We start from the raw sequence: 21,112 nt of genomic DNA, 5'->3' as shown, positions 1-21,112 counted from the left end.
ACTCATTTGTTTGACCAAAAGGGGGAAGTGCTTTAAGGTCTGCGGTTGATTAATTTCATCTGATGATTGAGCTGAGGGAAAGTTGTACAAGATTAATGAAATGTTTGAAACCATTCAGGGTGAGGGCGTGTTTACTGGCGTTCCCGCTGTTTTTGTTCGTCTGCAAATTTGCCCTGTGGGCTGTTCTTGGTGTGATACCAAACAGACCTGGGAAGCGTTGCCAGAAGATGAGACCAGCCTTGGCGATATTATGGTTAAGACAGAAGATTCACCAACTTGGTCAGCAATCGATGCTCAAGGAATCGTGAATGAATATATCAAGCAAGGTTACACTGCGAAGCACATTGTGATTACTGGTGGTGAGCCATGCATTTATGATCTTGCTCCTCTTACTGAAGCATTTGAGCAGCACGGTTGTCGCTGTCAGATTGAGACTAGCGGAACATCAGAAGTAAAAGCCACACCTGACACTTGGGTTACGGTGTCACCGAAGGTGGCGATGAAAGCGAAACTGGAAATCTTAGATAGCGCCTTACAACGTGCTAACGAAATTAAGCATCCAGTAGGCACAAGCAAAGATATCGAACAACTTGACGGTTTATTGGATCGAGCTGCGGTTCCCAGCGACACTGTTATCGCTCTGCAACCAATTAGCCAAAAAGACCGCGCTACTCAACTTTGTATTGATACCTGCATTGAGCGCAATTGGCGCTTATCAATACAAACTCACAAATATTTGAGCATCGCATAGGTTGTATTTTTACTGGGCAAGATAAGTCGCTAGTAGAAGGTTTTCGTAAGGATTTAAGATGAAAAAAGCAGTTGTAGTATTCAGTGGTGGTCAAGACTCAACAACGTGTCTTGTTCAAGCATTAAAAGAGTATGATGAAGTTCATGCGATTACGTTTGATTATGGTCAGCGCCATAGACTCGAAATTGAAGTTGCTGAGTCATTGTCGAAAGAACTTGGTGTTAAAGCGCACAAAGTGATGGATGTGACTCTGTTGAATGAACTTGCTATCAGCTCTCTGACTCGCGACGATATTCCTGTGTCTCATGAGCTGCAAGAGAATGGACTACCAAACTCTTTTGTTCCTGGTCGTAATATTCTATTTCTAACACTAGCGGGTATTTACGCTTACCAAATCGGTGCTGAAACCGTGATTACAGGTGTGTGTGAAACAGATTTTTCTGGTTACCCTGACTGCCGTAATGACTTTGTGAAGGCGATGAACTCTGCACTTGTACAAGGTATGGATAAGCAGCTTAATATCAAAACACCGCTAATGTGGTTAAACAAGGCTGAGACATGGGCGCTAGCAGACCAGTACTCAGCACTTGAGCTTGTTAGAAACAAAACACTGACTTGTTACAACGGCATTGTTGGTGATGGCTGTGGCGATTGCCCGGCATGTGAACTACGTAAAGTTGGCCTTAACGATTACCTAGGTGATCGCGAAAGCATTATGGCTGAGTTGGTTCGCAAACAGGCTGAGAATAAATAATCTCAGGTAAATCAATCGGCTCGTTATAGGCATCAATAATGCAGTTTCGGCCGTTGCTTTTGGCTTGATAGAGCGCTTGGTCAAGCACTGAATACAAGTCATCAAAGTCACTTAATGCGTTTGAGGTTGCTAGATAAGCAAAACTCGCGGTCACATTAAGTGACTTTTTGCTTTCTGATAAGAAGACAGTGCTGGAAATGGCGTAGTGTAACTCTTCAACGCGTTCTCGTACCTCTGCTGGTGTGGTATCGGTTAGCATGATGACAAATTCTTCTCCCCCTAAGCGACCAAACAATTCACCATTTACTAAGTGTTTTCTAATTTTCTCACTAATATGGATCAGTGCTCGATCACCGGTAGGGTGTCCATGCTCATCACTAATCTTCTTAAACTTATCTAGATCGAGCAGCACGAGCACATGCTGTTTTTCCATCCCTTTACAGCGTTTCACTCTTTTGATTCTTCGAATTATCTCAGTTCGGCTATATGCTTTCGTTAAGCCATCAATTGCGGCTTTTGCGCGAACCGTTTTGTTTACCAATACCGTAAAGCTTGCAGCACAAAGCAACAGAATAACAACGATGTTGTACATCCATCTTTGATGTTCCATTTTTTCAATTTGAACGCGGTCGAGTTTCGTCTGATGTGTCAGGAAAGAGCTCTCAAGTTCCTGCTCATATTTGGCATGCGTCAGGCCGAGGGCTTCGAGTGCGAGTCGATTGTCGATGTCTCTAGCTTCCATTTGTATTGATGAGTATCGCTGGTAAAAATAGAAAGCTTGTTGGTAATCGTTGAGTGATTGATTAATATCAGAAAGCTGTAGAAGTGACTGCGCTATGTATTTATGCCTTGCGACTTGTTCCGCTAATCCTAGCGCTTGTTGAGCATAGTTGAGCGCTTCCGTTGGTAATTTTTGTTCTTCAAACATATCGCTGATAGCCAAGTAAGCATTGATACGAATGACATCATTGCTCAGTTCGCTCGAAGCCGATAGAGATTCGACCAAGTAGGTTCTCGCCAAATCATAATCTTTCGTTTGAGTGTACGCTTTTCCTAAGCCAAGACTTGTTAGTGCGATACCGTAGCTATGTGATGACGAGCTCAGGAGTGTTCTTGCTGTCTGAAAGTGGTGAATTGCTAGGTCACTTTGCTCTTGGTTAAGGTTGAGATCCGCAAGGCTGTGATGCACTTGTGCTTTCATTAAATCTGAAGCGTTTTCTCTGAGAGTTAGAGCTTCCTGTAGATACTCAGCCGATTTTTCATATTGCTTTAATTCTTTGAGCAAGTTACCTACATCGTTGTAAACTCCCGAAATATCATGTCCTTGTGGGAAGACATTTATCAGTGATAGGTAGGTATCTAGTGCTGCTTGATAGTCACTTCGAAAATGGTGATTGTTTGCAATGACTCGATAAGTTCCAAACTTTGGCAATACTGGGTCAGCGATGTTATATAAATCTGATTGAAGCGCAGAACAGTAATAGTTAGCTTGATGATATTTAGCTTGCTCGTTAAGTGATCGGCATAGCTGGTACTTTAGCAATGCTTTTCCAGCTAAATCGCTGCGAGATTGCATTTTCGCCAAAAGTGTTAAAAAGCCTTGTTGTGCTTCCTCATATTGGCCTTTGCCGTCTTTCATAAGAGCAGAAATAAACGCTGCTTCTATCGCTTGGTAGTCACTGTCGTTTGAAGCGATTCCGTAGAACGGCTGATCTCGGTGGCTCATGTATTGATAGAGAAGAGACGCAAGGTAAAGCTTATCTCCGTAACTCGTTGACCCGATATAGCGTGTTTGCAACATGTTTAATGCGCGCTCAGGAGAGTGGTTTAAAGTAGAAAGATAAAGCGCGTTCCAATCAGCATTAGGAGTAGGGCTTAAATGGGAAGCATAGATTGATGAGTTTTGGTCACGATCTGACGGTAATACTTGGCTATAAGAACAAAAGCTAATGAATAGCAGAAAGGTAACAAAAAAGGAGTGAATCACAAGAGACTATCAATCAGATAAAGAACGATATTCTATTATTAGTTTGATATTGCTTCAAATTTTGAATTCTATAGCTATAAGGTTATGCGAGGTAGGTCTCTAATTTGTTGATACTAATCAGAGGTATCTCGGTCGCACGATTCGCGCGACCGATATCAGAAATTAGATGTATAATTTCGCTAGGTCAGAAGGCTCAAGTTCTTTGCCTTCTAATGTTGCATTCCAGTTAGTACCAACAAGAACGCCGTCTTCAGCAAGAGTTAGTAACCAATCTTCTACAAAGATATCTAGTGGAATTTCTAATACTTCGAAGTCAGCCCACTCTTCAACGTTGTGAGTCTGAGCATCTTCTTTTGAAGACCAGAACGGCATCACTTCGCTGTTTTCGAATTCACTTGAGTCACATGCTAGCCAACCTTCTTCGTTGCGAAGGCCCCATACCAGTTTAGTTTCCTGTGTTTCAGAAACGAAAAGTTCTAGATTTGCTTGAGTATCAGCTGTTAGTTTGCTCATGGATTAATTCTCTATGTTGATAACGTGGCAAGATTAACATTATAGACGGCTTAGGTATATGCTATTCAAGGAATTATCACCATACTGAAACGTTAACTTAAGATAACGTTTCAGTATGGTAAAAGCAGGGGAGAGCTTACTTTTTAATTTTGGTGAAAATGTGCCATTCTTCTTTGATATTACCCTTAAATCCAACAACGGAAGCGACAACTTTTCGATGTAGTGCGTGATTGATTTGGGTATCATCACTGCTGAATTCAGAATCACCATGACCGACAATGTTGACTCTAGATGGCTGAATACCGTTGCTGATCAGCGCACGCCTTACATGTAACGCGCGCTCTTTTGAGAGCTTTAAATTGTGTTCGGAATTGCCCACTTTACTGGCATAACCTTGCAATTCAATGCTTGTACTCTCGTAGCGCTTCAAAAACGCAGCCATCTGGCGTATTTGGCTAAGGAAAGCAGGGTTAATCTCCGTAGAGTTGTTAGCAAAGAGTATGTGGAGCTCTTTCTTTTCTGAAGATTCGAAATATGAACCACAACCGTCGTTATCTATCTCAGCACCAATTTGCGTATCAGGACACAGATCTCTAGCATTGATTACTCCATCATTATCATCATCTTCGAGATCATAAATTTGTGTGATCTCAGGAAGAGCTCGATATTCAAATTCTTCATCGCTTATTTCAGCTAAAACATTGGCAGAGACAACCATGATACAAAGCGGAAATACAGTCTTTATCAGCTTCATTAGTATTCTACCTTTTCATTCCATTCTTGAGGGGTTTCGACACGTAGTCCGGTCAACAAGTTTCCTGTTGCGTTCATTACTCGGTATTTCGCGTATTGTTCGTCGTACTTGGCATCCAAATACCCTTTACGAGCTTCGAACAATTCATTCTCAGTGTTAAGCAAGTCGAGAAGGGTACGTTTACCGATGCGGTATTGTTTCTCATATGAGATAACCGTGTCTGATGCCGAGTCTACGTGGTCAGATAGGAACTCTTTTTGCTGAACGGTCAAATCCAGAGCGCTCCATGAAAGACGCAGGCTCTCTTCTACATTGCGGTAAGTGCTCTCACGTAGGTCTTTTGCTTTATTGAGTTGGTAAGCGGCACTTTCAGCACGATCTTGATCTGAGCCTCCGTTATAGAGGTTATATCTCAAACGAACCATTGCTGAGAACTCATCGCTACTACCTTTAGTACCACCGGCATCATCACGCCAGGTTTGAGCCGCTTCAAAAGAGACGGTCGGGTAGTTGGTGCTCTTCGACTGTTTGTACTGAAACTTTGCTGAATCAACGTCGGCTTGAGCGATCTTGATTACTGGATGTTGATTAAACGCTTTTGCCAATGCACCATCAACCGTGTAAGGGATAGCGCCCGCATCTGCTCGAGGGAAGGTTAACCCTAGCGGAGATTGACCGACAAGCCTTTTGAATTGAGTGTGAGTGTCAAAAAGGTTGTTTTGCGCTGCAAGCAAATTACCGTGTGCTTTAGCAATACGTGCCTCTACTTGTGACATATCTGCGGTTGATCCAATGCCTGATTCAACACGTTTGCGGATATCACTGTATATTTTTTTGTGTGTCGCGAGGTTGTTTTCTGACAGTGACAGCACTTCATAGGCTTTCACTGCATCAAGATAGACCTTTGTGACTTCTAAAGCGATGTCCTGTGCATTTGATAGCAATTGATAGCGCACAGATTCTGCATCAGCCGCGGTACGATCGATATCATTTGATGTATTCGCGCCATCCCATATTAGTTGGGTTAACGTAATTGTCGCTTCTTTCCGAGTCAGATCGGTCGTGCTTGAGTTAGTTGCTAGATCGGTATGCTCGTAACCAATACCTCCATCCAAGTCTATACTTGGACGATAAGCACCGCCAGAAGCATCATTCAGATATCGCTTACTGACATATTCATTATAAGCACTTTTGATTTCAGGATTACTTTCTAAAGTGAACGCAACGGCTTGCTCTAGGGTTTGTGCTGTCGTCGGTAAGCTCATACTTATAGCTAACCCTAATGTTGTCTTTTGAAGCCTATTCAATGTGCATCTCCCTAAAGTTAGCTCGCATCTAAGTCTTGAGTTTGTGCTGTTATATACGAAATTTAGATGAACCGCCAAAAAAATTACGATCGCTAAGCTGGCGTTCGCAAATGGTTGTCAAAATGTTAACCGATCAACGTGCGTTTTATGGTGTTTTTATACGCGTCAATCTTACGTTTTTAAATCTATTATTTTCCGCAAACACAATAACTTATATTGCTGGTGTGAGCACTAAGATTGTTATGCGATGTGATCACCGTCATTAGCTTGTCACTCGAGTTGTTAAATACTAGATTCATAACTAGGAATTATATGACTTTAAGTGTTATATTTTAACTAATATTATAAATATAATGTCACTATTTTGACGTTAATGACAAGAAATGCTTTTTTAGGGGTTTATATGGACATGACAACATTGAATTTGGGTGGTGCATTAGCACTTGGCCAGCGCATTGTTATCTCGGTAGATGGTACGATTAAAGTCTTAGAAGAAGGCCAACCACTACAAGCAGGGGATGTCGTTCTTGAATCTCAGAACGGGTCCAATGAACCTCAGGTATCGGCAAAACGCTTCTCATCAGAAGAAGGCGAAATTGAGCTCGACCAAGATATCGCGAATATCTTTGCCGCATTAGAAGAAGGTCAAGACCCGACCGAGCTAGGTGAGGAGTTCGCAACGGCAGCAGGTCAAAACGGTTCAAGTTTGGCTTCTAGCGGAACTATTGAACGTGATGGTGAAGAAACTATTCCTGGTACAGAGTTCGTTACTACGGGTTTCGAATCATTGGGCTTATCTCGAACTCAAAGTTTAAGCTTACTTGATGCTTATCGTTCACTCATTGAGCCTGCCGCAGCTCAACCTAATACTAACCCACTGTTTGTCGATTCAAATAGTGACGCTATTGGTGACACAGTATCATTTACGACAGATGAAGATACGCCAGTCAGTGGCACTTTGTCGGCTTCAGATGAAGATGGTGATTCTCTGTCATTCAGTAAATCGATAGAACCTTCAAACGGTACTGTCGTTATCGACGAAAATGGTGATTGGACTTATACCCCAAATGAAAATTACAACGGTAATGACAGCTTTACGGTAGAAGTCTCTGACGGCCAAGGTGGTACAGATACACTGACGGTGAATGTTGGTGTGACTCCAGTTAATGACACCCCAACGCTTGTTGATAGCAATAGCGACCCACTCGGTGACAGTGTTGCCGTCACGACTGACGAAGATACGTCAGTCAGTGGGTCTCTTTCTGCATCAGATGGTGACAATGACTCACTAAGCTTCTCAAAAGGCAGCGAACCATCTAATGGCTCAGTGACCGTTGATGAAAACGGAAACTGGACCTACACACCAAATGCTGATTACAACGGTAGCGATAGCTTCACAGTAGTCGTTTCTGACGGCCAAGGCGGTACAGATACATTGACGGTCAATGTTGGTGTGACACCAGTTAATGACACCCCAACGCTTGTTGATAGCAATGGCGACCCACTGGGTGACAGTGTTGTAGTCACGACTGACGAAGATACGCCAGTCAGTGGTTCTCTTTCTGCATCAGATGATGACAATGACTCACTAAGCTTCTCAAAAGGCAGCGAACCATCTAATGGCTCAGTGACCGTTGATGAAAACGGAAACTGGACCTACACACCAAATGCTGATTACAACGGTAGCGATAGCTTCACAGTAGTCGTTTCTGACGGCCAAGGCGGTACAGATACATTGACGGTCAATGTTGGTGTGGTGCCTTCGCCGACGATCAATGACATCGCGGATGTGAGCGAGGAAGAAGGCGACGCACTGGCGTTCGACGTGACCCTAAGCAATACGGCCGACACGGCACAAACGTACGCGTTCAGCCTGACGGATAACGAAACGGATAACACCGACTACGGCACAGTGTCGTTCAGCAACGGCGTGACGTACGATGCGGTCACAGGCCTGATCACCGTCCCAGCGAATACGGCGAGCTTCACGGTAACGGTAGCGGGTGCGGAAGATACGGTTCTGGAAAGCGATGAAACGTTCACGCTGACCGTTGGTGATAAGACCGCGACGGGCACCATCGAAAACGATGACGCGAAACCGACGATCAATGACATCGCGGATGTGAGCGAGGAAGAAGGCGACGCACTGGCGTTCGACGTGACCCTAAGCAATACGGCCGACACGGCACAAACGTACGCGTTCAGCCTGACGGATAACGAAACGGATAACACCGACTACGGCACAGTGTCGTTCAGCAACGGCGTGACGTACGATGCGGTCACAGGCCTGATCACCGTCCCAGCGAATACGGCGAGCTTCACGGTAACGGTAGCGGGTGCGGAAGATACGGTTCTGGAAAGCGATGAAACGTTCACGCTGACCGTTGGTGATAAGACCGCGACGGGCACCATCGAAAACGATGACGCGAAACCGACGATCAATGACATCGCGGATGTGAGCGAGGAAGAAGGCGACGCACTGGCGTTCGACGTGACCCTAAGCAATACGGCCGACACGGCACAAACGTACGCGTTCAGCCTGACGGATAACGAAACGGATAACACCGACTACGGCACAGTGTCGTTCAGCAACGGCGTGACGTACGATGCGGTCACAGGCCTGATCACCGTCCCAGCGAATACGGCGAGCTTCACGGTAACGGTAGCGGGTGCGGAAGATACGGTTCTGGAAAGCGATGAAACGTTCACGCTGACCGTTGGTGATAAGACCGCGACGGGCACCATCGAAAACGATGACGCGAAACCGACGATCAATGACATCGCGGATGTGAGCGAGGAAGAAGGCGACGCACTGGCGTTCGACGTGACCCTAAGCAATACGGCCGACACGGCACAAACGTACGCGTTCAGCCTGACGGATAACGAAACGGATAACACCGACTACGGCACAGTGTCGTTCAGCAACGGCGTGACGTACGATGCGGTCACAGGCCTGATCACCGTCCCAGCGAATACGGCGAGCTTCACGGTAACGGTAGCGGGTGCGGAAGATACGGTTCTGGAAAGCGATGAAACGTTCACGCTGACCGTTGGTGATAAGACCGCGACGGGCACCATCGAAAACGATGACGCGAAACCGACGATCAATGACATCGCGGATGTGAGCGAGGAAGAAGGCGACGCACTGGCGTTCGACGTGACCCTAAGCAATACGGCCGACACGGCACAAACGTACGCGTTCAGCCTGACGGATAACGAAACGGATAACACCGACTACGGCACAGTGTCGTTCAGCAACGGCGTGACGTACGATGCGGTCACAGGCCTGATCACCGTCCCAGCGAATACGGCGAGCTTCACGGTAACGGTAGCGGGTGCGGAAGATACGGTTCTGGAAAGCGATGAAACGTTCACGCTGACCGTTGGTGATAAGACCGCGACGGGCACCATCGAAAACGATGACGCGAAACCGACGATCAATGACATCGCGGATGTGAGCGAGGAAGAAGGCGACGCACTGGCGTTCGACGTGACCCTAAGCAATACGGCCGACACGGCACAAACGTACGCGTTCAGCCTGACGGATAACGAAACGGATAACACCGACTACGGCACAGTGTCGTTCAGCAACGGCGTGACGTACGATGCGGTCACAGGCCTGATCACCGTCCCAGCGAATACGGCGAGCTTCACGGTAACGGTAGCGGGTGCGGAAGATACGGTTCTGGAAAGCGATGAAACGTTCACGCTGACCGTTGGTGATAAGACCGCGACGGGCACCATCGAAAACGATGACGCGAAACCGACGATCAATGACATCGCGGATGTGAGCGAGGAAGAAGGCGACGCACTGGCGTTCGACGTGACCCTAAGCAATACGGCCGACACGGCACAAACGTACGCGTTCAGCCTGACGGATAACGAAACGGATAACACCGACTACGGCACAGTGTCGTTCAGCAACGGCGTGACGTACGATGCGGTCACAGGCCTGATCACCGTCCCAGCGAATACGGCGAGCTTCACGGTAACGGTAGCGGGTGCGGAAGATACGGTTCTGGAAAGCGATGAAACGTTCACGCTGACCGTTGGTGATAAGACCGCGACGGGCACCATCGAAAACGATGACGCGAAACCGACGATCAATGACATCGCGGATGTGAGCGAGGAAGAAGGCGACGCACTGGCGTTCGACGTGACCCTAAGCAATACGGCCGACACGGCACAAACGTACGCGTTCAGCCTGACGGATAACGAAACGGATAACACCGACTACGGCACAGTGTCGTTCAGCAACGGCGTGACGTACGATGCGGTCACAGGCCTGATCACCGTCCCAGCGAATACGGCGAGCTTCACGGTAACGGTAGCGGGTGCGGAAGATACGGTTCTGGAAAGCGATGAAACGTTCACGCTGACCGTTGGTGATAAGACCGCGACGGGCACCATCGAAAACGATGACGCGAAACCGACGATCAATGACATCGCGGATGTGAGCGAGGAAGAAGGCGACGCACTGGCGTTCGACGTGACCCTAAGCAATACGGCCGACACGGCACAAACGTACGCGTTCAGCCTGACGGATAACGAAACGGATAACACCGACTACGGCACAGTGTCGTTCAGCAACGGCGTGACGTACGATGCGGTCACAGGCCTGATCACCGTCCCAGCGAATACGGCGAGCTTCACGGTAACGGTAGCGGGTGCGGAAGATACGGTTCTGGAAAGCGATGAAACGTTCACGCTGACCGTTGGTGATAAGACCGCGACGGGCACCATCGAAAACGATGACGCGAAACCGACGATCAATGACATCGCGGATGTGAGCGAGGAAGAAGGCGACGCACTGGCGTTCGACGTGACCCTAAGCAATACGGCCGACACGGCACAAACGTACGCGTTCAGCCTGACGGATAACGAAACGGATAACACCGACTACGGCACAGTGTCGTTCAGCAACGGCGTGACGTACGATGCGGTCACAGGCCTGATCACCGTCCCAGCGAATACGGCGAGCTTCACGGTAACGGTAGCGGGTGCGGAAGATACGGTTCTGGAAAGCGATGAAACGTTCACGCTGACCGTTGGTGATAAGACCGCGACGGGCACCATCGAAAACGATGACGCGAAACCGACGATCAATGACATCGCGGATGTGAGCGAGGAAGAAGGCGACGCACTGGCGTTCGACGTGACCCTAAGCAATACGGCCGACACGGCACAAACGTACGCGTTCAGCCTGACGGATAACGAAACGGATAACACCGACTACGGCACAGTGTCGTTCAGCAACGGCGTGACGTACGATGCGGTCACAGGCCTGATCACCGTCCCAGCGAATACGGCGAGCTTCACGGTAACGGTAGCGGGTGCGGAAGATACGGTTCTGGAAAGCGATGAAACGTTCACGCTGACCGTTGGTGATAAGACCGCGACGGGCACCATCGAAAACGATGACGCGAAACCGACGATCAATGACATCGCGGATGTGAGCGAGGAAGAAGGCGACGCACTGGCGTTCGACGTGACCCTAAGCAATACGGCCGACACGGCACAAACGTACGCGTTCAGCCTGACGGATAACGAAACGGATAACACCGACTACGGCACAGTGTCGTTCAGCAACGGCGTGACGTACGATGCGGTCACAGGCCTGATCACCGTCCCAGCGAATACGGCGAGCTTCACGGTAACGGTAGCGGGTGCGGAAGATACGGTTCTGGAAAGCGATGAAACGTTCACGCTGACCGTTGGTGATAAGACCGCGACGGGCACCATCGAAAACGATGACGCGAAACCGACGATCAATGACATCGCGGATGTGAGCGAGGAAGAAGGCGACGCACTGGCGTTCGACGTGACCCTAAGCAATACGGCCGACACGGCACAAACGTACGCGTTCAGCCTGACGGATAACGAAACGGATAACACCGACTACGGCACAGTGTCGTTCAGCAACGGCGTGACGTACGATGCGGTCACAGGCCTGATCACCGTCCCAGCGAATACGGCGAGCTTCACGGTAACGGTAGCGGGTGCGGAAGATACGGTTCTGGAAAGCGATGAAACGTTCACGCTGACCGTTGGTGATAAGACCGCGACGGGCACCATCGAAAACGATGACGCGAAACCGACGATCAATGACATCGCGGATGTGAGCGAGGAAGAAGGCGACGCACTGGCGTTCGACGTGACCCTAAGCAATACGGCCGACACGGCACAAACGTACGCGTTCAGCCTGACGGATAACGAAACGGATAACACCGACTACGGCACAGTGTCGTTCAGCAACGGCGTGACGTACGATGCGGTCACAGGCCTGATCACCGTCCCAGCGAATACGGCGAGCTTCACGGTAACGGTAGCGGGTGCGGAAGATACGGTTCTGGAAAGCGATGAAACGTTCACGCTGACCGTTGGTGATAAGACCGCGACGGGCACCATCGAAAACGATGACGCGAAACCGACGATCAATGACATCGCGGATGTGAGCGAGGAAGAAGGCGACGCACTGGCGTTCGACGTGACCCTAAGCAATACGGCCGACACGGCACAAACGTACGCGTTCAGCCTGACGGATAACGAAACGGATAACACCGACTACGGCACAGTGTCGTTCAGCAACGGCGTGACGTACGATGCGGTCACAGGCCTGATCACCGTCCCAGCGAATACGGCGAGCTTCACGGTAACGGTAGCGGGTGCGGAAGATACGGTTCTGGAAAGCGATGAAACGTTCACGCTGACCGTTGGTGATAAGACCGCGACGGGCACCATCGAAAACGATGACAACAGACCTACAGCCACCGACTTCTCAGTAACCTTAGACAACCAAGATGAAGCATTCTTTACGTTTGATGGTGGTCAATCGGGCAGTCAAGATAACGTGGGCGACATTGAAGATGATGCTGCTGGTACTCCGGTTGATGTCAAAATTCTCGAAGAACCATTGTTCGGTAACCTTTACGACGTTAGTGGTGGTGGCAAAGTACTCATTGAAGCTGGAGATATAATCAGTAGTGACGCTCAAGTCGAATATGAACAAGATTCCAATGCTGTGGATAAGCTTGATTTTGTAGCAAGTACTTTTGCAGGCCAAGTCAACAATGGGTCTAGCAGCGTAAGTTACTTACAGGGCAATGTATTAATAAGCTCGGGGATTTACGATGGTAGCTCCCCAATCGACGCTAATGTAATCGATACAAATTCTTATTTGGTTTACGACAGTCAAAACCAAGAGGATGGTTTTGGTGTGTCAACTAATGCGAATTCAACTAGCGGAGAGTTGGATGTAGTTAGCGGTGGCAACCAGGAATATATCTCTGTTGATTATTCTCAATCTGGTGCAACCATTACAGAGGCTAATATTGAATTTGGTAGCGTATTCGGAAACTACAATGCGGGAAATAATGCTGGCGGTCGTATTGAGGTACTCGCTCTCGATGAAGATGGTAATGTTGTTGGGACGTTCTTCTTCGATAGCGATGAATCAGGCGAGAACGGACTGTCCATCGATAGCAACGGGAATGCGACAGTTAACATCCAAGTCGATGGAGGGTTTACTGAATTAAGAGTATTCACTACTCAAGACGGTTCTGATAATCCTAATAGAAACTCCAATATCACGCTTAAAGGCGTTGATGTAGTTAGTGCTGATCTCTCTGAAGAAATTGATTATCAGTCAGTTGATTCTAGCGGTTTACTTAGTGATGAAGTGGCTCAACTGACTATTACGTCCAATGCGACCAATCAGGCTCCAGTTGCTCAAGATGATACGGTATCAGTATTTGGTGGACTATCTGGATACTATTACAGCTCAAATGATAGTGTTAATGGCAATATTGATTCGATTCAAGATGCGTTGGATGTTATTGCTAGCAAAGAAGCAGACCTAACCTTTGACGCCAAAGATATCAACTATACGCTAAATGGAAATAACAATGGCTTGAGCTCCCAAAGTCAGTTTGAAGACTTCTTAAATGATGACTCTAGCTCTGTTGAAGGTACCGTTGGTGCTCATACTGACGGTGTTGTTCAAATTAGTGGTTCAGTCTATCTAGAAGCTGGTGATTATGCATTTAAAGTGACCGCTGATGATGGCTACACGATATTAATTGATGGGGTTGAAGTTGCTACTGTTGACCAGAACCAGTCGTCTACAACTACCTTACATGACGCATTTGTGATTGATAGTGATGGTTATCATTCTATTGAAATCGTTTATTGGGACCAAGGTGGTGCTGCTAACCTAGACATCAATCTTGGTACGGTTGATGGCAATGGTAATTACAACAATGGCGAGCATGACTTAAACGATTTCCCGTTGATCGGTGATATTCTGTCTGTGCAAGAGGGTGAAACTTTAATTGTAGATTCGTCACTGCTTCTTGCTAACGATTACGATCCAAATACCGGTGACACCTTTACGATTGTCGCGGATGGATTTAGCTCAGTTGACGGAACGGTCTTATACGATCAAAACAGTGGTGAGATCTCCTTCACGCCAAATAGTAATGTGACGGGTAGTGCGTCGTTCACATATACCATTGTTGATAGTTCAGGCCTGACCAGTAGTGCAACGGTAACAACAACAGTTGCGCCAATTAGTAATGGATTGGCGGTTTCCGCCAACTTAACCAGTGTTAGTGGAAATGTTGCTGACTCTATTGTTGCAAGCATAGAATCTAGCTTGGCGAATAAGACAGTAGACCCAAATGCTGATGGCGACGACAACCATCTTCAGACTACAAGTGGTGCTTGGCTAGATGCACTTGGTGGCAATGATACTGTTGTATACAACAATGGCGATCATATGCAGGTACTTGGCCGAGACGGCGATGACATTATTGTCGGCAATGACGGCGGTCTTGGCGTTGTTTCTGAAAACCTACAAGGCGGCGACGGTAGTGACATTTTGGTTGGCGGTATAGATGCATCAACAAGCATTAATTTGTTGGGTGATGATACTGGAGAATTTGGCAATGATGTTCTCATTTCTCGTAGCCCAACAACGAGCACAGCATACTATGGTGGTTCAGGCAATGATGCAGCATATCTAACAGGCCAAAGAACAGACTACACCTTTAGTACAGCAGGAGCTCCAGATTTTCGCTTAACTCATACTGGAACAGGGAATGCAAATCATGACTTTTATAGTATCGAGTCGTTGTATTTCTCTGACGGCAAGTTTGAAGTTCAGAGCGGTACCCTAGTTAAAGTTGCTGAGGTTTATGAACTTAACATTGATATCGTTCTGAATGACAACGACGGTAGCGAGCAAGTAAGTTCATTGGTCGTGAGTGATGTACCTTCCGATGTAACGCTCTCGACAGGTACTAAACAAGCTGATGGAACCTGGGTGATTGATCCGGCTGAGTTAGATAGTGTAGGGAAGTTAACAGTCATTGTTGAAGCACCAGTTAATACGGCACCAGTTCTGACTGTTACAGCAGGCGCTTACGAGGTCGATGGTCAAGGTCAACCTGTAGATTCAGAAGTACTTGCTGATACTCAAACCGGTATTGTTATAGCGCCTAGCTTAGGTAATGAAAATGGCGATAACAAGATCGTTGGCTTTGATGGTGACGACGTACTGTTTGGAGATACTGGCGGTGTTGTGGATAACTCGGTCGCACCGACGAATTACAATATTGCTTTAGTTGTTGATACGTCAGGCAGTATGAAAGACGCACTCAATAGTAACAGTAGCCAGTCTAAGTTAGATGTGGTTAAAGCATCACTTATTGCTATGTTGGCTGATATTGCATCTCATCCGGGTATTATAAATCTGGCGTTGATTGGTTTTGAGGCTAGTGCGAGCATACAAATAGATTTACAAAACTTAGAAGAGTCAGACTTAGAGCAGACAGTCAACTCAGCGATCAATGATTTGACTGCGGATGGCGCAACTAACTACGAGGCTGCGTTTGATTCTACTAAAGATTGGTTTGCTGATGGTGACCAATCATCGAGTTATGAAAACTTAACGTTCTTCTTAACTGATGGAAAACCAACTGTGTCGAACAGTTCAAACAGCAGCGGCTCTACTACCCAGTTTGATGAGTTTGCTGACTCTGTTACTGCTTTCGATGAGCTAGCGGATGTATCAAAAGTTAGAACGATAGGTATCGGAGATGGCATTGATTCTGAAATATTAGAGCACTTCGTGAGTGACAATGGTTCTTCGTACCTTTATTCATCAACTACAACGCAACTTGCAAACTTCAGCTCTAGTACAGGTGAATCTTGGAGCCTTGAGAACTTTGCGGTTTCCGGTGGTACAGCAGTACTGACTAACTCAAGCATCTTGCTAACCGATACGGGTGATATTAATAGCTCAGCTTCGATGACCAGCCCCGAGTTTGTTGTTGCTAGCGGCGAAGCGTCAGTACTGACATTTGATGCATCACAGGGTAACTATTTTGGTGGCGGTGATGTGTTTGGCTGGAGTGTTCAGAAATTTGATGAACAAACTCAAACATGGGTAAGTGTATCATCTGGAAGTAGTACTGGCTCGATTGAAACAGATCTACTTCATGAAGGTAAGTACCAGTTAGTACTCTCTGTTTATGAAGACCAAAGCGGATACACAGCAGACGTATACTTAGACAACTTTATAATCAAGACAGTAACAAGTACGACAGGCGATGTTGAAATCGTTCAGTCAAGTCAAGGCTTAGATGCAGCACTTGAGGAAGGTAGCAACGAAATTACGCTACTGCCTGTAGGTAGTGATGATCTAAGCGGCGGTGCCGGTAACGATATTTTGTTTGGTGATGTTATCAATACAGATAACTTGCCATGGGGTGATAATGGCCTTGTTCGTCCAGATGCGTTAGCTGATGGTTCGGGTATGGAAGCTCTAACAACGTTCTTACAGATGTTGAATGGTGCAGAACCTACAGACATGGAAATCTACGAATATGTTAAAGATAACCATGAGTTGTTTAATGCAGACAGTGATACGCGTGGTGGCGATGATACCATTACAGGTGGACTAGGCGATGATATCCTCTACGGTCAAGGTGGTGAAGATACGCTTATCGGTGGTCTTGGTGATGATATCTTAACTGGTGGTGATGGTGATGATCTGTTCAAGTGGGTCGACGAACCTTTCCAAGGTGATGTCGATACGATAACCGATTTTGCTCTAGGGGAAGACCATCTTGATATCTCTGAGTTGTTACCAAACGAAAGTTCAATGTTTGATCTTCTTGATCATATCACTATTGAAAAGGTTGATAATGGCGGCGGTGATAAAGACCTCGTGATTACCATTTCAGAAAACACAGATAATACAGGCCAAAGTCAAACGATTGTTCTCGACAACGTAGGTAATCAGTTCGACTCGGTAAATTCACAAGGTGATGGCTCTGTTGTTAATGGTGATTTGACCAACTTGGTGAGTCAGTTGTTCGTGAACTTACCTGACCAATACTAAAAAAGGGCCGAAAGGCCCTTTTTTATTAACTCGTTATCTAAAGCTTAACTGTCTACAGAACTTTACAAGCAAAGCCTTTTAGGTAGAAGCCTTCTGGGTAAGCAGTGTCAGTTAGGTGGTCGGCTGCTTGCTCGAAGCGCTCTACGAACTTAACAGTGCGGCCTGCGTCTAATGCTGCATCAGCGATGATCTTTTGGAATAGGTCTGTACCCATTAAGCCAGAGCAAGAGTAGGTGAGTAGGGTGCCGCCTGGTTTCAGGATTTGCATTGCAAGCATGTTAACGTCTTTGTAGCCGTTAGCGCCTGAAGTTAGGTTGTTCTTGCTTGAAACAAACTTTGGTGGGTCCATGATCACTACGTCAAACTTAGTGCCTTGGTCACGGTACTCACGAAGCAGTTTGAAAACGTCAGCGTTAAGGAACACAGCGCGCTTTTTCGAGATATCAAACTCGTTAAGTTCAGCGTTGAATTTAGCCGTATCAAGAGCAAGTTGAGATACGTCAGCGTTGATAACACGCTTCGCGTCGCCTTTGAGTGCGTAAAGGCCAAAGCCACCTGTGTATGAGAAACAGTTAAGGACATCTTTGCCTTTAACGTACTTCATCGATTCTTTGCGGCTATCACGTTGGTCCATGTAGAAGCCCGTTTTGTGGCCTTCCATAATGTTCACGCTGATCTTAACGCCGTTTTCTTCAATCACGATAGACTTCGGTGGTTCTTCACCGTGAAGAACGCCAACAACCTGTTCTAAGCCTTCTTTCTTACGAACTGCCACGTCTGAACGCTCGTAGATGTTACAGTCAGGGAAGCATTCAATTAACGCTTCAACCAACACGCTTTTGTTAAACTCAGCGCCAGCACTTAGCAGTTGGCAAACAAGGAAGTCTTGGTATTTGTCGATTGTGATGCCAGGCAGGCCATCAGACTCTGCAGCTGTTAGACGGTAACCCGTTAGGCCGTCACGTTCGATGATGTCTTCACGTAAAGACTGTGCATCTTGAATTCGTTTTACAAAGAACGCCTTGTTGATTTCTTCTTTTTCAAATGTCCAAACACGAGCTCGAATTTGAGATTCTGGTGAGTAAGCCGCTTTTGCAAGCCACTGACCATTTTGAGCATATACGTCTACAGTTTCACCTTGTTTTGGTTCGCCTTCGACCTTATCGATACCGCGAGAAAATACCCAAGGGTGTTTGCGGCGTAGTGATTTATCTCGGCCTTTAGCTAGATGAATTGAAGGAGTCATAATTTACTCTGTTTGTTGAATTTGAAGGAGGGGTATTGTCGGGGAAGTACAGGTGAAAAGCAAATAAGAAAGGGCTGCAGAAGCAGCCCTAGTATGATTAATCAACACTTAGTGGTTGGATATCAGTATTAAGCTTTAAGACCTGTCAGCAAACCTTCCATCGTATCGCTTTGTTTACGAAGTTGGTCGACATTGGAATTACTCTTACTGATCATCTCGCAGATACTGTCCGATTGATGACGAATCTCTTCAACACTTTGTGCAATGTTGTCAGCGACTACGCCTTGTTCTTCAGCCGCGGTAGCAATTTGAGTGCTGCTATCTGAAATAGACTGGTTCTTTTCAGCTAATGAACCGATCTCAACGTTCACTTCCGACATCAGTGTTTGGCCTTCACCAGCATTGTTTACCGTTACTTCCATCAGTTTGGTCAGTGATTGGCTGTTACGTTGTAATGACTCAATCATACTTTGGATTTCAACCGTTGCTTGTTGAGTACGACCAGCAAGGGCACGAACTTCATCGGCAACAACAGCGAATCCACGTCCTTGCTCGCCTGCACGTGCAGCCTCTATGGCAGCATTCAGTGCCAATAGGTTAGTCTGCTCTGAAATGCCATTGATGGTTGCGACCACTTCATCGATCTGCGCCGCGTTGGCATCAAGTTCTTCTACTGCTTGTGAAGCGGATTGGATCTCTTGAGATAGGTTAGAGATAGACTCCAATGTATTTGAAACCTTGACTTGACCACTCTGCGCAACGCCGCGAGCGTCCATCGTTTGTGAACTAGACTCATGAGCAAGGGTAGCTACTTCGCGAATCGTAGCAGCCATTTGCTCCGTTGCACTTGCTAAGCTATTCAGGTGTTCTTGTTGGTTACCAGAGATGTCTGAACTTTGTTGTGTTGACTGGTTTAAGTCCGAGCTGATCTGCTGCATTAGAGCGACAGACTCTTGGATTGACAGAACCATGTTTTGTTCACGCTCTGCTACTTTGTCGATCGTAATAGCGATTTCACTAAACTCATCACGAACTAAGAAGTAGTTCATGCGGCAAGTTAGGTCACCATTAGCCAGTGTGTTTAAAGCTTTGTTCATAGAGAACATCGCACCACCGATGAAGGTCATGATGTAGTAAACACCCAGCGCGATAAGCGTTAGGGTTACAGCGATGATAGAAACCTGAGTCGTAGACAGAGCAGACCAAAGGTTTTGGTCATGGTTAGCAACTAGGCTGAATGCACCATTCATTACCGAAACAGAACCAGCACCGTAGCCCAAAGAGATGGTTTCAGAGCTGCTGACAAGTTGAGCGACTTGATCTTTAGTGAGTTGACCTGCTTCGATAAGTCCTTTCATCAAGAGCATTTCTTCTTGATAAAGGTGAGCAAGCAAAGAGTCCGCGGCGCTATCTAAAACGAGAGTTAATATAACTAGGGCGAGAAGAGGTAATAAGAAGAGTAGATAGAACTTTTCTTGGATTTTTAGGTGAATGAGATATTTGTCAATCCAACGAAATGGGATTTCTTTCATAATCGTTATACTCGAAGTAAGTCCACCAATAAGTGGTGAATGAATAGAAGCTCAACTATATCATTCATATAATTTATGAGGCAACGTTATGGAAAGTTCACAATATATTTTTGTCGTGTCAGGCGTAGTTCAATGTGTTGGGTTTCGTTACCACACCAGTAGGCAAGCGCAAGCTATGGGTCTCTCAGGCTATGCGAAGAACTTAAATGATGGTCGAGTTGAAGTATTAGCTGTCGGAGAGAGTCAGCAAATAGAGAAGTTGCATGCTTGGCTCAACATTGGCCCTTCGAGTGCAATAGTAGACAACGTAGAGATGCATCAAGTTAAAGATAGTGAGCGCCAAGACGTACGTGTAGGGACGTTTAAAATACTGTAGTTATGGCACTACAGTATTTATATCGAGCGTAATTAAATAACTTAAAGCGGGTTAGGTTTTTACAAGCACTTTGCTGGTTTAGGTAAACCGGCGAGCTTGGTTGCTTGTTTTGCCGGCCCTTTTTTGAATAACTTGAATAGGTACTTGCTGTTACCTTTTTCTGGGCCGTGCGCTTTTTCCATCGCTTTAACTAGCATACGAACCGCTGGTGAGGTATTGAACTCTTCGTAAAAGCTCCTTACAAAATGGACGACTTCTAAGTGTGCATCCGTAAGTTCAATAGCTTCATCTTGAGCAAGTATTTCAATCATACCTTCTTCCCATTGCGTGTAATCCAATAGGTAGCCTTGAGCGTCGGTTTCGATTTGCTTGCCGTTATATTCAAACATGTTTAATCCAGAATCCAATTAACTATGCGGGTAGGGTACATGACCAAGTTTATCTTTCTCAACTGAAATTGTAGCTATCCATAGAAATATCGTACTTAT

The 21,112-nt window shown here is 46.5% G+C and carries 11 protein-coding genes; 4 read left to right on the top strand and 7 right to left on the bottom strand.

All coding sequences use genetic code 11. The features are described 5' to 3' along the window. The first annotated feature begins 82 nt into the window (after nt 1-82). Entirely contained in the window at nt 83-751 is a 669-nt protein-coding gene (gene queE / locus BCU34_RS06970; protein ID WP_308812639.1) for a 7-carboxy-7-deazaguanine synthase QueE, read from the top strand. Nucleotides 752-809: 58 nt separating this feature from the next. Beyond that, complete coding sequence (queC, locus tag BCU34_RS06965) at nt 810-1,505, top strand: 7-cyano-7-deazaguanine synthase QueC (protein WP_102479395.1); 696 nt, start codon at nt 810-812, stop codon at nt 1,503-1,505. On the opposite strand, the gene BCU34_RS06960 is transcribed toward queC, so the two are convergent. The 4 genes from BCU34_RS06960 to BCU34_RS06945 form a co-directional block, all read right to left on the bottom strand. Continuing rightward, entirely contained in the window at nt 1,465-3,492 is a 2,028-nt protein-coding gene (locus tag BCU34_RS06960) for a diguanylate cyclase (RefSeq protein ID WP_102479393.1), read from the bottom strand. The genes queC and BCU34_RS06960 overlap by 41 nt on opposite strands. Nucleotides 3,493-3,654: 162 nt before the next feature. Continuing rightward, nucleotides 3,655-4,005 carry a DUF2750 domain-containing protein gene (locus BCU34_RS06955; protein ID WP_017062305.1) on the bottom strand — a complete coding sequence of 117 codons (351 nt, stop codon included), beginning with the start codon at nt 4,003-4,005 and terminating at the stop codon, nt 3,655-3,657. A gap of 136 nt (nt 4,006-4,141) precedes the next feature. After that, nucleotides 4,142-4,759 (bottom strand): OmpA family protein, encoded by a 618-nt coding sequence (locus BCU34_RS06950; RefSeq protein WP_102479076.1) that lies wholly within the window; start codon nt 4,757-4,759, stop codon nt 4,142-4,144. Next, nucleotides 4,759-6,066, bottom strand: a complete 1,308-nt coding sequence (locus tag BCU34_RS06945) for a TolC family outer membrane protein (RefSeq protein ID WP_080967393.1) — start codon at nt 6,064-6,066, stop codon at nt 4,759-4,761. Before BCU34_RS06945 ends, BCU34_RS06950 begins: the two co-directional genes overlap by 1 nt. A gap of 403 nt (nt 6,067-6,469) precedes the next feature. Here BCU34_RS06945 and BCU34_RS06940 point away from each other — a divergent pair, with 403 nt between their 5' ends. Beyond that, nucleotides 6,470-17,470: an Ig-like domain-containing protein gene (locus BCU34_RS06940; RefSeq protein ID WP_413286264.1), complete on the top strand. Its 11,001-nt coding sequence runs from the start codon at nt 6,470-6,472 to the stop codon at nt 17,468-17,470. A gap of 52 nt (nt 17,471-17,522) precedes the next feature. Here the strand turns inward: BCU34_RS06940 and BCU34_RS06935 are convergent, their stop codons facing one another. Both BCU34_RS06935 and BCU34_RS06930 read right to left on the bottom strand, forming a co-directional pair. Beyond that, entirely contained in the window at nt 17,523-18,716 is a 1,194-nt protein-coding gene (locus tag BCU34_RS06935) for a class I SAM-dependent methyltransferase (protein WP_017059708.1), read from the bottom strand. 128 nt (nt 18,717-18,844) lie between these two features. After that, on the bottom strand, nt 18,845-20,248 hold the full coding sequence (locus BCU34_RS06930; protein WP_102432723.1) for a methyl-accepting chemotaxis protein: 1,404 nt from the start codon (nt 20,246-20,248) through the stop codon (nt 18,845-18,847). Between the two features lie 88 nt (nt 20,249-20,336). On the opposite strand from BCU34_RS06930, the gene yccX reads away from it, so the two are divergent. Continuing rightward, a complete protein-coding gene (gene yccX, locus BCU34_RS06925) occupies nt 20,337-20,624 on the top strand; it encodes an acylphosphatase (protein ID WP_048660773.1) in 288 nt (95 codons plus the stop codon). Between the two features lie 59 nt (nt 20,625-20,683). On the opposite strand, the gene BCU34_RS06920 is transcribed toward yccX, so the two are convergent. Continuing rightward, a complete protein-coding gene (locus BCU34_RS06920; protein WP_017057205.1) occupies nt 20,684-21,013 on the bottom strand; it encodes a TusE/DsrC/DsvC family sulfur relay protein in 330 nt (109 codons plus the stop codon). Nucleotides 21,014-21,112: the final 99 nt, after the last annotated feature.

Origin of the sequence: Vibrio sp. 10N.286.45.E10, assembly GCF_002874195.2 — a bacterium.
Classification (GTDB): domain Bacteria; phylum Pseudomonadota; class Gammaproteobacteria; order Enterobacterales; family Vibrionaceae; genus Vibrio; species Vibrio crassostreae.
This window is presented reverse-complemented; position numbering and strand designations above follow the sequence as displayed.